General features: G+C 67.3%; 12 protein-coding genes. 10 read left to right on the top strand and 2 right to left on the bottom strand.

The window, feature by feature from the left end:
- Nucleotides 1-22 precede the first annotated feature (22 nt).
- Nucleotides 23-355 carry a hypothetical protein gene (locus C1877_RS12760; RefSeq protein WP_147274557.1) on the bottom strand — a complete coding sequence of 111 codons (333 nt, stop codon included), beginning with the start codon at nt 353-355 and terminating at the stop codon, nt 23-25.
- A gap of 122 nt (nt 356-477) precedes the next feature.
- Between C1877_RS12760 and C1877_RS12755 the strand changes: the two genes are divergently transcribed.
- The 9 genes from C1877_RS12755 to C1877_RS12715 all read left to right on the top strand — a co-directional run bounded on the left by C1877_RS12755 (nt 478) and on the right by C1877_RS12715 (nt 11,574).
- Complete coding sequence (locus C1877_RS12755; RefSeq protein WP_114569342.1) at nt 478-1,314, top strand: tocopherol cyclase family protein; 837 nt, start codon at nt 478-480, stop codon at nt 1,312-1,314.
- A 252-nt stretch (nt 1,315-1,566) separates the two neighbouring features.
- A complete protein-coding gene (locus C1877_RS12750; RefSeq protein ID WP_114569341.1) occupies nt 1,567-2,535 on the top strand; it encodes a DUF368 domain-containing protein in 969 nt (322 codons plus the stop codon).
- Between the two features lie 55 nt (nt 2,536-2,590).
- Nucleotides 2,591-6,082: a 5'-nucleotidase C-terminal domain-containing protein gene (locus C1877_RS12745; protein WP_181813852.1), complete on the top strand. Its 3,492-nt coding sequence runs from the start codon at nt 2,591-2,593 to the stop codon at nt 6,080-6,082.
- Nucleotides 6,083-6,147: 65 nt separating this feature from the next.
- Nucleotides 6,148-6,633 carry a universal stress protein gene (locus tag C1877_RS12740; protein WP_015540136.1) on the top strand — a complete coding sequence of 162 codons (486 nt, stop codon included), beginning with the start codon at nt 6,148-6,150 and terminating at the stop codon, nt 6,631-6,633.
- Nucleotides 6,634-6,779: 146 nt separating this feature from the next.
- Nucleotides 6,780-7,472, top strand: coding sequence for a response regulator transcription factor (locus C1877_RS12735; RefSeq protein WP_114569339.1), 693 nt, complete (start codon nt 6,780-6,782; stop codon nt 7,470-7,472).
- The gene (locus C1877_RS12730) at nt 7,460-9,106 is read left to right on the top strand and encodes a sensor histidine kinase (RefSeq protein ID WP_041239619.1); all 1,647 of its coding nucleotides are present in this window, start codon (nt 7,460-7,462) and stop codon (nt 9,104-9,106) included. The genes C1877_RS12735 and C1877_RS12730 overlap by 13 nt, the downstream gene beginning before the upstream one ends.
- A 57-nt stretch (nt 9,107-9,163) precedes the next feature.
- Nucleotides 9,164-9,925: a TVP38/TMEM64 family protein gene (locus C1877_RS12725; protein WP_114569338.1), complete on the top strand. Its 762-nt coding sequence runs from the start codon at nt 9,164-9,166 to the stop codon at nt 9,923-9,925.
- 227 nt (nt 9,926-10,152) lie between these two features.
- The gene (locus C1877_RS12720; protein WP_015540140.1) at nt 10,153-10,527 is read left to right on the top strand and encodes a demethoxyubiquinone hydroxylase family protein; all 375 of its coding nucleotides are present in this window, start codon (nt 10,153-10,155) and stop codon (nt 10,525-10,527) included.
- A 234-nt stretch (nt 10,528-10,761) separates the two neighbouring features.
- A complete protein-coding gene (locus tag C1877_RS12715; RefSeq protein WP_114569337.1) occupies nt 10,762-11,574 on the top strand; it encodes a family 1 encapsulin nanocompartment shell protein in 813 nt (270 codons plus the stop codon).
- Nucleotides 11,575-11,837: 263 nt separating this feature from the next.
- On the opposite strand, the gene C1877_RS12710 is transcribed toward C1877_RS12715, so the two are convergent.
- Nucleotides 11,838-13,571, bottom strand: a complete 1,734-nt coding sequence (locus C1877_RS12710) for an ABC1 kinase family protein (RefSeq protein WP_114569336.1) — start codon at nt 13,569-13,571, stop codon at nt 11,838-11,840.
- A gap of 136 nt (nt 13,572-13,707) precedes the next feature.
- Between C1877_RS12710 and C1877_RS12705 the strand changes: the two genes are divergently transcribed.
- On the top strand, nt 13,708-14,733 hold the full coding sequence (locus C1877_RS12705; protein WP_015540143.1) for a DMT family transporter: 1,026 nt from the start codon (nt 13,708-13,710) through the stop codon (nt 14,731-14,733).
- Nucleotides 14,734-14,991 lie beyond the last annotated feature (258 nt).

Raw genomic sequence — 14,991 nt, 5'->3', positions numbered from 1 at the left:
ACCTGCCTGCGTGCAAGCTGCGCTACCTCCGATGACCGTGATGGAGCTTGCGGGAACGCAGCGTGCTCGCGGCAATGACCAAAGCGGCAACGGTCACGACCGCAAGGGAGCCGATGCCCGCTTGCAAGTTCGCCAGATGAAGCGCGGGCACTCCCTGAAGGATGCCCAGCGTGTAGGGCATGAGCCAGAACAGCCAGACCACGATGCTGAACGTATGGAACCGCTGCTTTGCCCGCTCGCTGCCCCTCAGATAGGTGAAGGTAGCCCAGGTGGCATGGGCCGCCATGAGCACGATGGCCAGCACGCCGGAGGCGGCGTGCATTCCCAGCGCGGCGTTTTTATGAACGTTGTTCACTATTGCCGCCGTCCAACGCCTCTTGCGGTCATCGCTTCGCGAACGGGGGCGTGACGGCTTCGCGACTGCGGCGGAGGCGATGCTATCATCGTCGCTCCCCGATGCCGATGCGAGGAGCGTGCATGAGACCGTACTACGAAGGCTGGTACATGAAGCAGCAGCAGGGCGGCGACATCCTGGCCGTCATACCCGGCCGCGCCCAGGACGAGGCGTTCATCCAGGTGGTCACGGCGGACGGCGCCTATTACCTCCCCTTCCCGCTGGAGGACTTCCGCCAAACGGGAACCCGCAGCATGCGCGTGGGCCGCAGCCTGTTCTCGCCCATCGGCATGATGCTGGACGTGCGGGCGCCCGGCCTGGAGCTGGTCGGGCGCCTGCGCTACCGCGAGCTCACGCCGCTGCGTTCCGACATCATGGGGCCGTTCGCCTACCTGCCCATGGAAACGAAGCACACGGTGTTCAGCATGCGCCACCGCGTGGCCGGGGAAGTAGAGCTGAACGGCCGCACGCTGCGCTTCGAGAACGCCAAGGGCTACATGGAAGGCGACCGCGGGCACAGCTTCCCCCGCGGCTACACCTGGATACAGAGCACCGACTTCGGCTGCGCGGCATCCGTCATGCTCGCCCTGGCCGAGATCCCGCTCGCCGGCCTGCGCTTCACCGGCTGCATCGGCGTGGTGTGGATTGCGGGTGTGGAGCACCGCTTCGCCACGTACCGCGGGGTGCGCATCCGCGAGGCCAGCGACACGGCCGTGGAGGTGCGGCAGGGCGACATGACGCTCCGGGTGGAACTGCCGGAGGCGGGCGGCCACCGCCTGCAGGCGCCTGCGCAGGGCTCCATGGCGCGCCCGATCCGCGAGAGCCCCGCCGTGCCCGCACGCTTCCGCTTCGTGAAGGGCGGCCGCACGCTCCTGGACAGCCCCGATGCCTGCACGAGCTTCGAGTTGGTGGCGCCGTAGCCATCGTTCTGCGCGAACAGGAGCCCCGTCGAAGCCTCGCGCACCGTGCCCGACGCGCGCGGCTCCCCAAAGGCGTCGGCCCAGCAAACTTGTGGGCAGCTTATGGGGAAGCGGCCCCAGCCCCCTCCCCTTTGTAAGATTCTCGCAAAATCCCCCGGTCCTTCGCCCCCTGCCCGCTATCCTGCACCAGACGCAGCGATCGCGTTGCGCCGCCACGCCGCGGCGCCCACGACACGGCGCGAAAGGCCCCTTATGCGCAAGGCGAAAGAGCTCCTCATCAACTTCATCCGCGGGTTCTGCATGGCACTGGCCGACAGCGTGCCCGGCGTGTCGGGCGGCACCGTCGCGTTCCTGCTGGGATTCTACGACCGCTTCATCGGCTCGCTCGACGACCTGTTCCACGGCAAGGGGCCGGCGAAGGTCGCGGCACTCTCCTTCCTGGTGAAGCTGGCGTTCGGCTGGATCATCGGGTTCGGCCTGTCGGCGGCGGCCCTGACCAGCTTCTTCGACTCGCACATCTACGAGGTCAGCTCGCTGTTCATGGGATTCATCGTGTTCGCCATCCCCATCGTGGCGCTGGAGGAGAAGCGCGTGCTGAAGGGCCGCGCGCGCAACCTGGCGTTCGCGGTGCTGGGCGCGGCCCTCGTCGTGGCCGTCACGCTGCTGAACCCCACGGCGGGCAGCGGCATGAGCGTGGCGGTTGAGCATCTTGATGCAGGACTCTCCGTTTACGTGTTCTTCGCGGCCATGGTGGCCATCACCGCCATGGTGCTGCCGGGCATCTCCGGCTCCACGCTGCTGCTGATATTCGGCCTGTACGTTCCCATCATGGGGGCGGTGCGCGCCGTGATGGGCCTCGATATGGCGTACCTGCCCATCCTTCTGGTGTTCGCCGCAGGCGTGGCCGCAGGCGTGCTGGTGTTCGTGCGCCTCATCCGGCGCTGCCTGGAGCGGTTCCGCTCGCAGACCGTGTACGCCATCCTCGGCATGATGGCGGGGTCGCTGTATTCCATCACGCAGGGACCCCTCACGCTGGCGGTGCCGCAGCCGGCCATGGAGCTGGCGACGTTCAGCCCGCTGTTCTTCGCGGCGGGCGGCCTGGTGGTGGGCGGCCTGCAACTGATGCGCAGGCGGCTGGAGGACCCGGCCGATGCCGGGGGCACGGCTCCGGAAACGAAACCGTCCGAATGCGAGCCGAACCGCCAGCCCGACCTTCCTTAAGGCGGATTGGCAGTGTAGGATAGGGGCAACGCTCTCCCTCTGGGAAGGAATGCCCATGAACACGCCGCCGCTCAGCCTGCTCGGCCGCCTTGGCCGCATCGGGCGGGTAGCCCTTGTCCTCGCGTTCGCCTGTGCGCTGATACCGCTCACCGCCCATGCGGAGCCCGCAGTATCCACGAAGCACCCTGCCGGCACCATGGTGCAAACGGAGCGGGGACCTGCGTTCATCCCGTTCGACGGAGCGGCGTACAACGCGAGCGAGGGTGCCGCGACATTCGCCGCGCTACCGGAGAAGTACGACCTTCGCAACGTGGACGGCGCCTCGTTCGTCACGAGCGTGAAGAACCAGGGCGTTTACGGCGACTGCTGGGCATTCGGCACGCTGTCGTCGCTTGAATCGAACTTGCTCAAAACGGGCAAGGCCGCGAACGTCGACCTTTCCGAGCGCCATCTTGCCTGGTTCACCTACAACGGCACGGATATGAGCGACGATGCGAGCCTGTGGGCGGGCAAGGACACGTTCCTCGTCGACGAAGGCAAGGACGCCTACACGCAGGGTGGCGGGCGATTCAAGGCGGCAGCCACGCTCATGCGCGGGTATGGCGCCGTCGAAGAGGCAGCCGCCCCGCATCAGGCGGATGAAGGCATGGGGGCCGTCGACGACGGCTTGCGCACACGCTCGGACGTGCGGGCCCAAAACATCTCCTTCCTGCCGGAGGTCAACGTCTTCACCCGTATCGGGACAACCGAAGCTTACGACTACACGCGTGACGCATCCGCCGTCGACGCCGTCAAGGCCGCTCTCATGGAGCGCGGCGCCGTGGATGCGGCATACTACACCCACTATCAAGGCGACAAGTCAACCTACTACTGGAACTGCGAGGAGAGCGCGTATTACTGCGCATATGAATACGATCAATACGAAACAGCCACGCAAGTGTCGAACCACGAGGTGTCCATCGTCGGCTGGGACGATACCTTCGAGAAGGAGAAGTTCCCAACGACCATCTCCCTCCCCTTCGGCGACTACCAGTACCAAGAGCCGCCTGCGGGCGACGGCGCATGGATCGTCAAGAACAGCTGGGCGGACGACTGGGGCGACGGGGGCTACTTCTACCTGTCCTACTACGACACCACCTTGTGCGACTTCACGTCCTACGAGGCCGAGGACGCGACGTACGCGGCAGGGAGCACCGACCACGCCTACGACGGCATCTACCAGTACGACGGCGCGGGCATGGGCGACGGATGGTGGCACAGCGACACGCCCATGCGGTTCGCCAACGTGTTCGAAGCACGCGGTTTTGAAACGGTAAGTGCGGTGAGCACCCTCGTGAACGAGGCCGGTAGCACCATCGAGCTGACCGCGTACAAGAACCCCTCGTCCACCGTCGACAAGACCGAGCGGCTCGATCCCACGAGCGGCGAGCTCATGTGGAGCACGACCCAATCCCTGGACAACGCGGGGTATCTCACCTTCGAGCTGGGCGATGCGGCGTTCGAGGTGGAGCCGGGCGACACGTTCTCGGTCGTGTCCTCCGTTCAGTTTGCAGACGGCTCGTACCAGATATCCGCCGAATGCGACGACGGCTCGTACGAAGTCGCGTACACGAAGTGCGAACCCGGCCAGAGCTACTACACCGACGAGCTCACCGGCATCGATGCCTGGTACGACCTCGCCCTCGACGACATGGGCGGCGAGGGCGCCAGCGACAACTTCTGGTTCAACAACGCCACGTTGAAGGCCTATACCGTGGAAACCCCCGAGCGGCCCTTCGCCATCCTCCACACCAACGATGTGCACTGCGGCGTGGACGAGACCTTCGACAAGGAAGGCGACGCCACCAGCATCGGCTACGCGGGCGTCTCGACCATCAAGAAGGAGGCCGAGACGACCTACGGCGTGGGCAACGTGGCGCTCGTGGACGCGGGCGATGCCGTGCAGGGCAAGCCCATCGGCACGCTCTCCGAAGGGTCGTACCTGGTGGACATCATGAACCAGGTAGGCTACGACGTGGCCGCGCCCGGCAACCACGAATTCGACTACGGCATGGACCGGCTGCGCTTCCTGGCAAACCGCTCGAACGCGGCGTACACGTCGTGCAACTTCGACAACCTTGCGACCGGCAAAACCGAGTTCGCCCCCTATGTGATGGAATCCTACGGTCCCACGAAGGTGGCCTACGTGGGCATCACCACGCCCGAGACGCTCACCGCGTCGAACCCCGCCCACTTCAAGGATGCCGACGGCAACCTGGTCTACGGCTTCTGCCAGGATGAGACAGGGCAGACGCTCTACGACCGCGTGCAGCAGACCGTCGACGACGCGCGCGCCGCCGGGGCCGACTACGTGGTGGCGCTCGCGCACCTGGGAGAGACGGGCGTCGCAGCACCGTGGCGCTCGAGCGCCGTAATCGCGCACACCTCCGGCATCGACGTCGTCATCGACGGCCACTCCCACGAGCAATATGAGAAGCGCATCGCGAACAAGGACGGCGAGGAGGTGATGCTCGCGCAGACCGGCACGCAGCTGCAAACCTGCGGGAAGATCGTCATCGACCCCGTCAACGACATGATCTCGGCCGAGCTCGTGAAGCCGCCCGTCAAGCAGGACGAGGACACCGCCGCCTTCATCCAGAACATCGAGGACGAGCTGGGCAAAACGCTCGATGCGGTAGTGGCCCGCTCCGAGGTGAAGCTGCGGGCATACGAGGACGACGGCTTCACCTGGGCGGTTCGCACGCGCGAGACGAACCTGGGCGACCTCGTGGCCGACGCGTTCCGCACCGAGCTGGGGGCCGACATAGGGCTCGCGAACGGCGGCGGCATCCGCTCCGACGTGGCGCCGGGCGAGGTCACGTACGGCGACGCCATTGCCGTGCTCCCGTTCGCCAACGCGCTTTGCATGGTGGAGGCCTCGGGCCAGGCTATCGTGGACGCGCTGGAAATGGGCGTGCGCAACCTGCCCGAGCCGAGCGGCTCCTTCCTGCAGACCTCGGGGCTCTCCTTCGAGGTGCGCACCGACATCCCCTCGCCCGTGAAGCTGGACGCGCAGGGCGCCTTCGCCGGTGCGGACGGCGCACGCCGCGTTCAGAACGTGCAGGTGAACGGCCAGCCCATCGATCTTGACGCCACCTACACCGTGGCCTCCATCACGTACCTGCTGCGCGACGGCGGCGACGGGTTCTCCATGTTCGAGGACGCGAACGTGCTGGTGGCGGAACAGGGGCTCGATTACGAGGCGCTCATCTCGTTCATCCAGAACGACCTGGGCGGCGTGGTGGCCGCAGACTCCGCCTACGCGAACGAGAACGGCGCCGGGCGCATCGCGGTGAAGGGCGGGCCAAGCCCCGTGCCAGGGCCGAGCCCCGCCCCCGTACCTGGCAACGCGCACGCGCTGGTTCCCACCGGCGACTCCACAGCAACCACGGCAGTGCTCTGCGCCGCAGCCCTCTCGGCCCTCGCGTGCGCTTGCGGATCGGGCCTTGCAGCGCGGCGTCGCGAACGCGTGGAAAACCCGGCACGGCTGCGGGAGGACCTGCGATAACCGCCCTGCTATACTGAGAGCGACGTGATTGCGCCCCCGACGGGCGCCTGGCGAGAGGAGCGGCCATGCTCTACGACAACATCATGGTTCCCTACGACGGATCGGAATCGGCGCAGGCGGCGCTGGCCGAGGCCGTGCGCTACGCCCGCGAGGACCCGGGAGCCGCGCTTCACATCGTGCAGATCGTCGACACGGAGCAGCTGGTCATAGAGAAGCTGGAGAAGGAAGGCCGCAACACCCCCGACGAGCTGTCGTCCGTGCTGCTGCACGCCCACTACGACGAGGCCCTCGCCGAGGCGGATGCCGCATTGCGCCGGCAGATCGGCGGCCTGCTGAAAGGCCTGATGAACGAGATAACCGTCGACCTCCTGGACGAGACGGTGCCCGGCGAGCAGATCGTGGCCTTCGCCGACGAGCATGCCTGCGACCTCATCGTCATGGGCTCGCGCGGCCTGGGCGCCCTGCGCGGCATCCTGGGCAGCGTGAGCAGCCACGTGCTGCGCGAGGCCGCCGTGCCCGTGCTCATCGTGAAGCAGCGCGCGGAGCGGTAGCGGGCCTTCGCCCGGATCGCATGAGGCGGGATACGGGACGATGGAGGAAGCCGGCCGTTGATGGTTTGTCGACATTCTCGTGCTATGCTCGGCCTCCGAGCGCTCCAACACGAGCGGCCGACCGACATCCCGAAGGAGAACCTGCCATGACCGAGTGCGAGCACCGGGCAACGCTGCTGGTTGCCGACGACGAGCCCGAGATAGTGGAGATGCTGGAGGAATATTTCGCCGGCCGGGGCTTCCGCGTGCTCACGGCCGGCAGCGGCCAGGAGGCGCTTGAGCAGGCCGTGCACGGCCCCGACCTTGTGCTGCTGGACGTGGGCATGCCGCGCTTGGACGGGTTCGAGGTGTGCCGCCGCCTTCGCGAGCACCTGACCTGCCCCATCCTGTTCCTCACGGCGCGCGTGGAGGATGTCGATGCGCTCGAGGGCTTCGCCTGCGGGGCCGACGACTACGTGCTGAAGCCGTTCTCGCTGGCTGTGCTGGGCGCGCGGGTGGACGCCCACCTCGCGCGCGACCAGCGCCAGCAAGTGCGCGCCGAGGTGCGCTTCGATGGCGACCTTGCCGTGGACTACCGCACCCGCACGGTAACGGTGGCGGGCGCCCCCGTCGAGCTCACCCGGCGCGAGTTCGATATCGTGGCGTTCCTGTCGAAGCACCCCGGGCAGGTGTTCGATCGCGACCGCATCCACGAGCGCGTGGGCGGGTGGGAGAACGAGAGCGATTCGCAGGTGGTCACGGAGCACATACGCCGCATACGCAAGAAGCTGGCTGCGGCCGGCACCGAGCACGACCCCGTGGAAACCGTATGGGGCATGGGCTACCGATGGCGCGTATGAGAAGCTCGCGCACGGGGCGCATCGCGCGCCTGCGCGAACGGTGGCATAACGCGTCGCTCAAGACCTCGTTCATGGTGTACATGCTGGGGTTCCTGGTGGCAGCGCTCGGCTTGTCCACCGCCACCGCATCGGTATTCGCCGCGCTGCATAACGAAGTGACCGCCGACGCCTACGAGATATCGGGGCTCTACCTGTACGACGCCGAGGCGAACGCGCTCGTGCCCGCCCGCTCGCTCGCCATCGACCAGGCGGGCAACGAGCTGTTCGTGCAGCGCGCCGACGATGGGCGGGAAACGATACCGATAAGCAACCCGCCGGCGAGCCTGCACGTGGAGAGGATCCAAGCCTACACGTATTCGTACCGGGTGGAGACCGGCGAGGAGGGCATGCTCGTTCTCGAGGAGTACTTCGCAGGCAGCAGCGAGCTTTCCTCCTACGAGGGCGAGGACGGCATAGCGGTGCAGGACGTTCCCGCCTACGACGCTCGTGCCCGCGAGCTGTTCGACGAATGGGCCGCCGAGAACGCCAACAACCCGTACGGCGCGTTCCTCGACGAGGGGACCGGCAACGGAGCGGCGGACGACGGGGCGGGCTCATCCCGTTTCGGCGACCTGCTCGTCTCGCCGATAGGCTACTACGTCCACTCTGCTCCCTCGGAGGGAGCGAGCGTGCTGTCAACGCTGTTCGGACTGCTGATGTTTTTCATGTTCCCGTTGTGGTTCGGCGTGTGCATCTTCGCGGCGGCACGGCGGTTCTACCGCATGCGGCTGGCGCCGGGGCTCTCCACGCTCGACGCGGCGGCGTCGAAGATCGCCGATCAGGACCTCGACTTCTCCGTGGCGTACGACCGGGACGACGAGCTGGGCCGGCTGGCCGCGTCGTTCGAGACGATGCGCGCGTCGCTGGCCGCCTCGCAGCGCGCGCTGTGGCGCACGGCCGAGGAGCGCAAGCGCCTGAACGCCGCGTTCGCGCACGATCTGCGCACGCCGCTTACCATCCTGAAGGGCAAGGTGGAGCTGCTGGAGGCGCACCTGCAGGCCGGCGACGCCACCCCGGGACAGCTGGCGTCCTCCGCGGCCTCGCTCGCTGCGCAGGTGGAGCGCTTGGAGCGTTACGTGACGGCCATGAGCGGGCTGCAGAAACTGGAGGACCGCACCGTGCGGCCGGCTGCCCAGCCCTTCGATGCCGTGGCGGGCGCCGTGGACGACATCGGCCGGTCGCTCTGCGCGCCGAACCGGGCGTTCGCGCTCTCCGTCAGCGCGCAATGCAATGCCGAGCGCCCCGAGCTCGCCGTCGACCGCTCCCTGGTAGAGGAGGTGGCCGAGAACCTCGTGGGCAACGCCGCCCGCTTCGCCGCCGCGCACGTCGAAGCGCGGATGGACGTGCGCGACGGGTTCCTCGTGCTCACGGTGGAGGACGACGGGCCCGGCTTCTCGCCCGCGGCGCTGGAGCAGGGATGCGCGCCGTTCTTCAGCGAGTCGCCGTCGAAGGACCACTTCGGCCTGGGCCTCAACATAGCTGCGCTGCTGTGCGACAAGCATGGCGGCAGCTTGACGCTGGGGAACCGCGCCGAGGGCGGCGCGCGCACCACGGCGCGCTTTGCCTTGAATTTTCCAGCCGTTGACGACCAGTAGATATTTGCCCCGTAGCATCGGAAGCGTACCGAACGCACCCGAGAAACGGAGCATCCCATGGAAGACACCGCGACCTCCTTGGCCCCCGTCGTTCCGCGCCCGGCGCCGGCACCCGGCGATACCGCCCGGCACCAGGCGATCGTGCGGAAGCGCATTGCCGTCGTCGCCGGCCTGCTATGCGTCACCGCCGCCATCGCGGCGCTGTGCGTGCGCTTTGGGCCTGAGCTGCTGGCGTTCGTGGGCGACGCGCCGCGCTTCCGTGCCTGGGTGGACGATGCCGGCGCCATGGGGCGCGTCCTGTTCGTGGCGGCCAACATGGCGCAGGTGGTGTTCGCCTTCCTGCCGGGCGAGCCGCTTGAGCTGGGCGCGGGCTACGCATTCGGCTTCTGGGAGGGCACGCTATGGTGCCTCGTGGCCAGCGCGTTGGGAACCGCCCTGGTCATGGTGCTGGTGCGCGCCTTCGGCATGCGCCTCGTGGGGCTGTTCTTCCCGCCCGAGAAGATAGCGTCGGTGCGGTGGCTGCGCGACGCGCGCCGCTTCGAGCTGCTGCTGTTCCTGGTGTTCCTGATCCCCGGCACGCCGAAGGACCTGCTCACCTACGTGGCCGGGCTGGGAACGAGCCCCGTCTGGCGCATCGTGGCCCTCACCACCGTGGGCCGCATTCCCTCCATCGTCTCGTCAACGCTGGCCGCCGGCGCGCTGGGCGACGGCAACTACACCGTGGCCGCCGTCACCGTCGTGCTCACCCTCGCGCTCGTGGCGGCGGGGGTGGTGGCCTACCGCCGTCTGGCCGCCCGGCAGGCAGCGGAGCAGGAATAGCCGTACGGCATGCGCGCCGGCCCCCTCCGGGCGGCCGAATTGTGCTTATTGAGAGAAGTTCTCAATAAGGAAGATTATTTTTCGAGACTTTTGCCGACTTCCGCAGTACCATATCCTCCAAGGTAAGAGAGACAACCGCCGCTCGGCGGATCGCCTGCTCGCCCGAGCGCTTCGCGCTTCGGACGGTCGGCCGCACCGCCGCGGCACAGCGAAAGAGAGGGACCATCATGCCCAACTTCCCGAACCCGTTCTCCGGCAACGTCGACCGCAAGATGACGAACGCGGAGCTCATGCAGGCCCTGCGCATCGACATCGCGGGCGAGCTCGAGGCCATCTTCCTGTACGAGGCGCACTACCTGGCCACGGACGACCCGGCGGCCAAGGCCGTGCTGGCCGACATCCGCGACGAGGAGAAGGCCCACATGGGCGAGCTCATCACGCTCATGCGCCATCTGGACCCCAAGGAGACGGAGTTCTTCCTGGAGGGCGAGGGCGAAGTGCAGGAGCAGCTGGCGGAGCTCGGCATCGTGACGGACGGCGAGATCGCCCCGGCGCCCGAGGCGCCCGCAGCCGCCCCCACCGTGGGCGACTTGTCCGAGTAGCGAACGCGCACCCCGAACGGGTGTTTCACGTGAAACACCCGTTCGGGCCTGGGACGGCCCTCCTGTCGGACGTTCGCTCGGCGCCTTTTCCGGCATTCGCCCGCCCGACGACTGCCGAATGTTTCACGTGAAACATTCGTTCGTAATGGGGAGGCCGCACGGCGCGCTCGTTCGGCCTCCCGACGCAAGCCATTGTTTCGCACATCGTTTTTTCATTGAGCGAAAGGATCCACCATGGACTACTTGGCACGAGAATCAGCCGACCTTTCGGTCGAGCTCTGGAACCGCATCGACGACACCGTCATCGGCACGGCGCGCAAGCAGCTTTCCTGCCGCCGCTTCCTGAAGGTGTTCGGACCGTTGGGCCCCGGCGCCACCACCGTCGCGGTTGACGGCGTGGGCAAGGAAGAGGTGCTGGAGGACGGCATCGGCCGCATCGTCGGCCGCACGCAGCTCGAGCTGCCGCTGTTCTACGAGGACTTCACCCTGCTCGGCCGCGACCTGGAGCTGGCCGCGCAGACCGGCCTGCCCGTCGACCTGTCCGCCGCCATCGCCGCCGCCAAGAAGGCCGCGCGCCGCGAGGACGACCTTGTGCTGAACGGCAACAAGGCCCTCGGCGTGGACGGCCTGCTCACCGTGAAGGGCTCGGCGAAGGTGAAGAAGGGCGACTGGAAAACCGGCGAGAACGGCTTCTCCGATGTGGCCGCCGCCGTTTCGCAGCTGGCCAAGACCGGCTACCTGGGCCGCTACGCGCTGGTGGTGGCGCCCGATTTGTTCCTGGACCTGCAGCGCCTGCAGCCGAGCACCGGCATGCTGGAGATCGACCGCATCCAGAAGCTCATCGGCGACAACGTGTTCATGACGAGCGCCCTCGCCCCCGGCAAGGCCGTGCTCGTATGCGCCGAGCCCGAGTACCTGGACCTGGCCGTGGGCCTGGACCTCTCCGTGGGCTACCTGGAGCTCGCCGACTTCAACCACACGTTCCGCATCATGGAGACGGCCGCCCTGCGCGTGAAGGACCCCGCCGCCATCGTCGTGTTCGCGTAACGCGCGATTCGTGTCAAAACCCTACCACATTTGGGAGGGTTTTGACACTCTCGGGACAAGGGAACCGTCCCCTTGTCCCGCTCCAAAAACGCACAGGTTGGCGCAGTAAGTCAGCGAGAAGGGCCGTGGTGCCCGAGATTCGCGGGATCGCAAAGGCGAAGCGTACTTCGGTACGCGAGCTTTTGGGATCGCGCGAAGATCGGGTGCCACGACCCTTCGCAGCGTCGGCAGGTTCCGCCGGCCGCCAAGCCGGCGGAACCCCCTCACTCCACTTTCTCGTCGTTGCGTTGCTGGTGGCGGGTGAGCAGGACGCGCCAGATGACGTAGACGCCCAGCACGAACGCGCCCAGGTACCCCAGGATGCCCAGCAGCGGCACACCGAGCAGCTGGGGCTGCATGGCCGTCTGGGCGATGAGGCTCGATCCCACGAACAGGCCGGCCGAGATGAGCGCCATGGCCACGATGCCGCTCACGGAGTACAGCGCCGCGGTGAAGTCGGCCGGCACATGCAGGTCGGCGCCCACCTTCACCTGGCCGCGGTCGAGCATGTCCAGCGTGTGCGACACCTGCGTCGGCAGGCGCGTGGCCGCCTCGGCGGAAGCGGCCGTGGCGGCGAACAGGCTCTTCGCCTTCGCCTCCAGTGCATCGACGTTGAACACCTGGCGCTTCACATGGTCGGAGATGATCTCCACCACGCTCGTGTCGGGGGCGATGTCCACCAGCACGCCCTCGATGGTCACCATGCCGCGCGCGAGCATGGTGAGCGACGGCGGCAGCGTGAGGTTCTGCGTGCGCATGACCTCTATGACGTCGAGCAGCGCCGTGCCCACGTTGATGTCGGCCAGGTCGACCGATGCGTACGAGTCCAACAGCGCGCTTATCTGGCCGAGCAGCAGCCCATGGTCCACCGGGCCGTGGGCCTTCGCCAGCGCCAGCAGCGCGTCCTTGAGCGCGAACGGGTCGTTCTTGGCCACGGCGGCGAACAGCCGGCCCACGATGGCACGCTCGGAGGCGGAGAGCGTGCCCGTCATCCCCAGATCGATCCACACGATGTCCTCGCCGCGCACGAGGATATTGCCCGGGTGCGGATCGGCGTGGAAGAAGCCGTCGTCGATGACCTGCGTCACGTAGCTCTCGGCCAGCCGGCGCCCGAGCGCGGCCGGGTCGTCGCCCTGGGCGCGCAGCGCGGGAAGATCGTTGATGTGGGCGCCCTCCACGTACTCCATGACCAGCACCTCGTCGGTGCTGAACGCAGGGTACGGGCGGGGGCTCTCGACGTGGGGCTGGCTTGCCAGCTCGGCGCCGAAGCGCTCCAGATTTCCCAGCTCCACGGTGAAGTCCAGCTCCTCGGCCGTCGTGCGCGCCAGCTCGTCCACCAAATCGCCCAGCGTGAGCATGATGCCGTCGGTCACGTGCGTGAGGTCGGCCAGCGCCAGTGCGTGCCGGATGAGCGTGATGTCCTCGGCCATCTGCTCCACCACGTTCGGGCGCCGCACCTTCACGGCCACGACCGGCCCCTGGGCCGTCGCAGCGCCTTCGCCGTTGCCGCCCGCCGCAGGTCGCTCCTCCTGTGCGCCCGCCGCCACCGGGTCGCCCAGCCCCTGCGCCAGCCGGGCACGGTGCACCTGCGCCACCGAGGCCGAGCCCAGGGGCTTCTCTTCGATGTCGGCGAACGTCTCGCGCCACGGATGCCCGAGCGATTCCTCGATCGTCTGCACGATCACCTCGAACGGCACGGGCGCCACGTTGGCGCGCAGCTGCTTGAACGCGTCGGCGTAGGCCTTGGGTATGATGTCGCTGCGGTTCGAGGCGATCTGCCCCATCTTCACGAACGTAGGCCCCAGATCCTCGAGGATGGCCGTGGCCTTCTCGGGCGTCAGGCCGGAGAACGCGTGGTGTGCGCGCAGTATCTTCTCTATCTCGTGCATGCGGCGACCGGATGTGTTGTCCTTGATGGTGATCTGGGCCGCGCGCAGCACTTCGCGGAACGTGGGCATGCCTCTCCTCCTTGTCACGGCAACCGCTCCATCGTAGCATGCGCCGCCTGATCGAAGCCCCCGCTCCCCTCCTTCAACAGCAAGCTGAAACCTAGACGCCGCCGTTCCGGGGCAGCCGTGGTATGATGCAGCGGCAATGGCCCGTATCCTGAAAACACCCGCTCCGCTGCCGCTTTGGACGTACAAGGCGTTCTTGCTGGTGGCTGCCGCCATCTGGGGCCTCGGCACCGTCGTCATCAAGTCGACGGTGGACGCGTTCCCGCCCGCGTGGATCGTGGGCGTGCGCTTCACGGCCGCGGGCATCATCCTGGGCGTGGTCATGCTGCCCCGCATCAGGAAGCACCTCGACGCCGAGCACCTGTGCAAGGGCTCCGTTCTGGGCGTGATGGTGTTTCTGGCCTACTGGAGCAACTCCACCGGGCTCACCGACACCACGGCGTCGAACAGCTCGTTCCTCACGTCGCTCTACTGCGTGATCATCCCGTTCCTCGGCTGGGCGCTCCGTGGGCCGCGGCCCACGCGCTTCAACCTCGCGGCCGCCATGGTGTGCGTGGCGGGCGTGGAATGCGTGTCTTTCGCCGGCGCGGACGGGTTCTCGCTGCGCTTCGGCGACCTGGTCACGCTGCTGTCCGCCCTGTTCCTGAGCTTCCACGTGGTGTACACGGCGAAGTTCGCGCCCGGGAGCGACATGACGCTGCTCACCGTCATCCAGTTCTTGGTGGCGGGCTTACTGGGCCTCGCGGCCGGCCTGGCGCTCGAGCCAATGCCGAACTTCGCGGCGCTCGGCGCCGACACATGGACGAGCCTGGCCTACCTGGCCGTGTTCGCCTCCTGCGTGGCGCTGCTGCTGCAGAACCTGGCGGTGGCCCACGTGGATCCGGCGCCCGCCTCGCTGTTCCTGGCCACGGAGTCGGTGTTCGGCGTGCTGTTCTCGGTGCTGTTCCTGGGCGAGCTGCTCACCGCCCCGCTGTTCGCCGGCTTCGCCCTCATCTTCGCCGGCATCGTGGTGAGCGAGTACCTGCCCCAGCGCGCCGCACGGAAGGCGGGTGCGGCCGGGTCGGGGTCTGCGCAGGTGGAAGCAGCCGAAGCGCGGCTCGAAGCGCAGGCGGCGCCGACAACCGTTCGGCCCTTGCCGGACGATGCGGACCCCCTGTCCAATTAGCCGGGCATCTCGCAAAAATTCGGAGTCTGTACTCTGCTTTGCATAAAAACCCACAACCAAATGCCATCATGGAAACTGTCGGTCGATGTGATCAACTGAATTTTTCCGATGAACGGCATAATTATTCAGCATTACCGCGCATCTGTACCAGCTTCGCCCCACGCAATGTGGCCGCTTCCGCTACACTTACTCTATCGACGATGGATCTGGTTGGCGTTGGGAAGCGCAGCTGGCTCCATTTCGGCCGCAAATGATCGG

Source organism: Gordonibacter pamelaeae (genome assembly GCF_003340385.1).
Classification (GTDB): domain Bacteria; phylum Actinomycetota; class Coriobacteriia; order Coriobacteriales; family Eggerthellaceae; genus Gordonibacter; species Gordonibacter pamelaeae.
The sequence above is the reverse complement of the archived record's forward strand: the minus strand, read 5'-3'. Positions and strand labels throughout refer to the sequence as shown.

Bases quoted from the DNA above. Each gene is read 5' to 3' on its own strand.
- C1877_RS12755 (WP_114569342.1), top strand. From the start codon at position 478: ATGAGACCGTACTACGAAGGCTGGTACATGAAGCAGCAGCAGGGCGGC.
- C1877_RS12750 (WP_114569341.1), top strand. From the start codon at position 1,567: ATGCGCAAGGCGAAAGAGCTCCTCATCAACTTCATCCGCGGGTTCTGC.
- C1877_RS12745 (WP_181813852.1), top strand. From the start codon at position 2,591: ATGAACACGCCGCCGCTCAGCCTGCTCGGCCGCCTTGGCCGCATCGGG.
- C1877_RS12740 (WP_015540136.1), top strand. From the start codon at position 6,148: ATGCTCTACGACAACATCATGGTTCCCTACGACGGATCGGAATCGGCG.
- C1877_RS12735 (WP_114569339.1), top strand. From the start codon at position 6,780: ATGACCGAGTGCGAGCACCGGGCAACGCTGCTGGTTGCCGACGACGAG.
- C1877_RS12730 (WP_041239619.1), top strand. From the start codon at position 7,460: ATGGCGCGTATGAGAAGCTCGCGCACGGGGCGCATCGCGCGCCTGCGC.
- C1877_RS12725 (WP_114569338.1), top strand. From the start codon at position 9,164: ATGGAAGACACCGCGACCTCCTTGGCCCCCGTCGTTCCGCGCCCGGCG.
- C1877_RS12720 (WP_015540140.1), top strand. From the start codon at position 10,153: ATGCCCAACTTCCCGAACCCGTTCTCCGGCAACGTCGACCGCAAGATG.
- C1877_RS12715 (WP_114569337.1), top strand. From the start codon at position 10,762: ATGGACTACTTGGCACGAGAATCAGCCGACCTTTCGGTCGAGCTCTGG.
- C1877_RS12710 (WP_114569336.1), bottom strand. From the start codon at position 13,571: ATGCCCACGTTCCGCGAAGTGCTGCGCGCGGCCCAGATCACCATCAAG.
- C1877_RS12705 (WP_015540143.1), top strand. From the start codon at position 13,708: ATGGCCCGTATCCTGAAAACACCCGCTCCGCTGCCGCTTTGGACGTAC.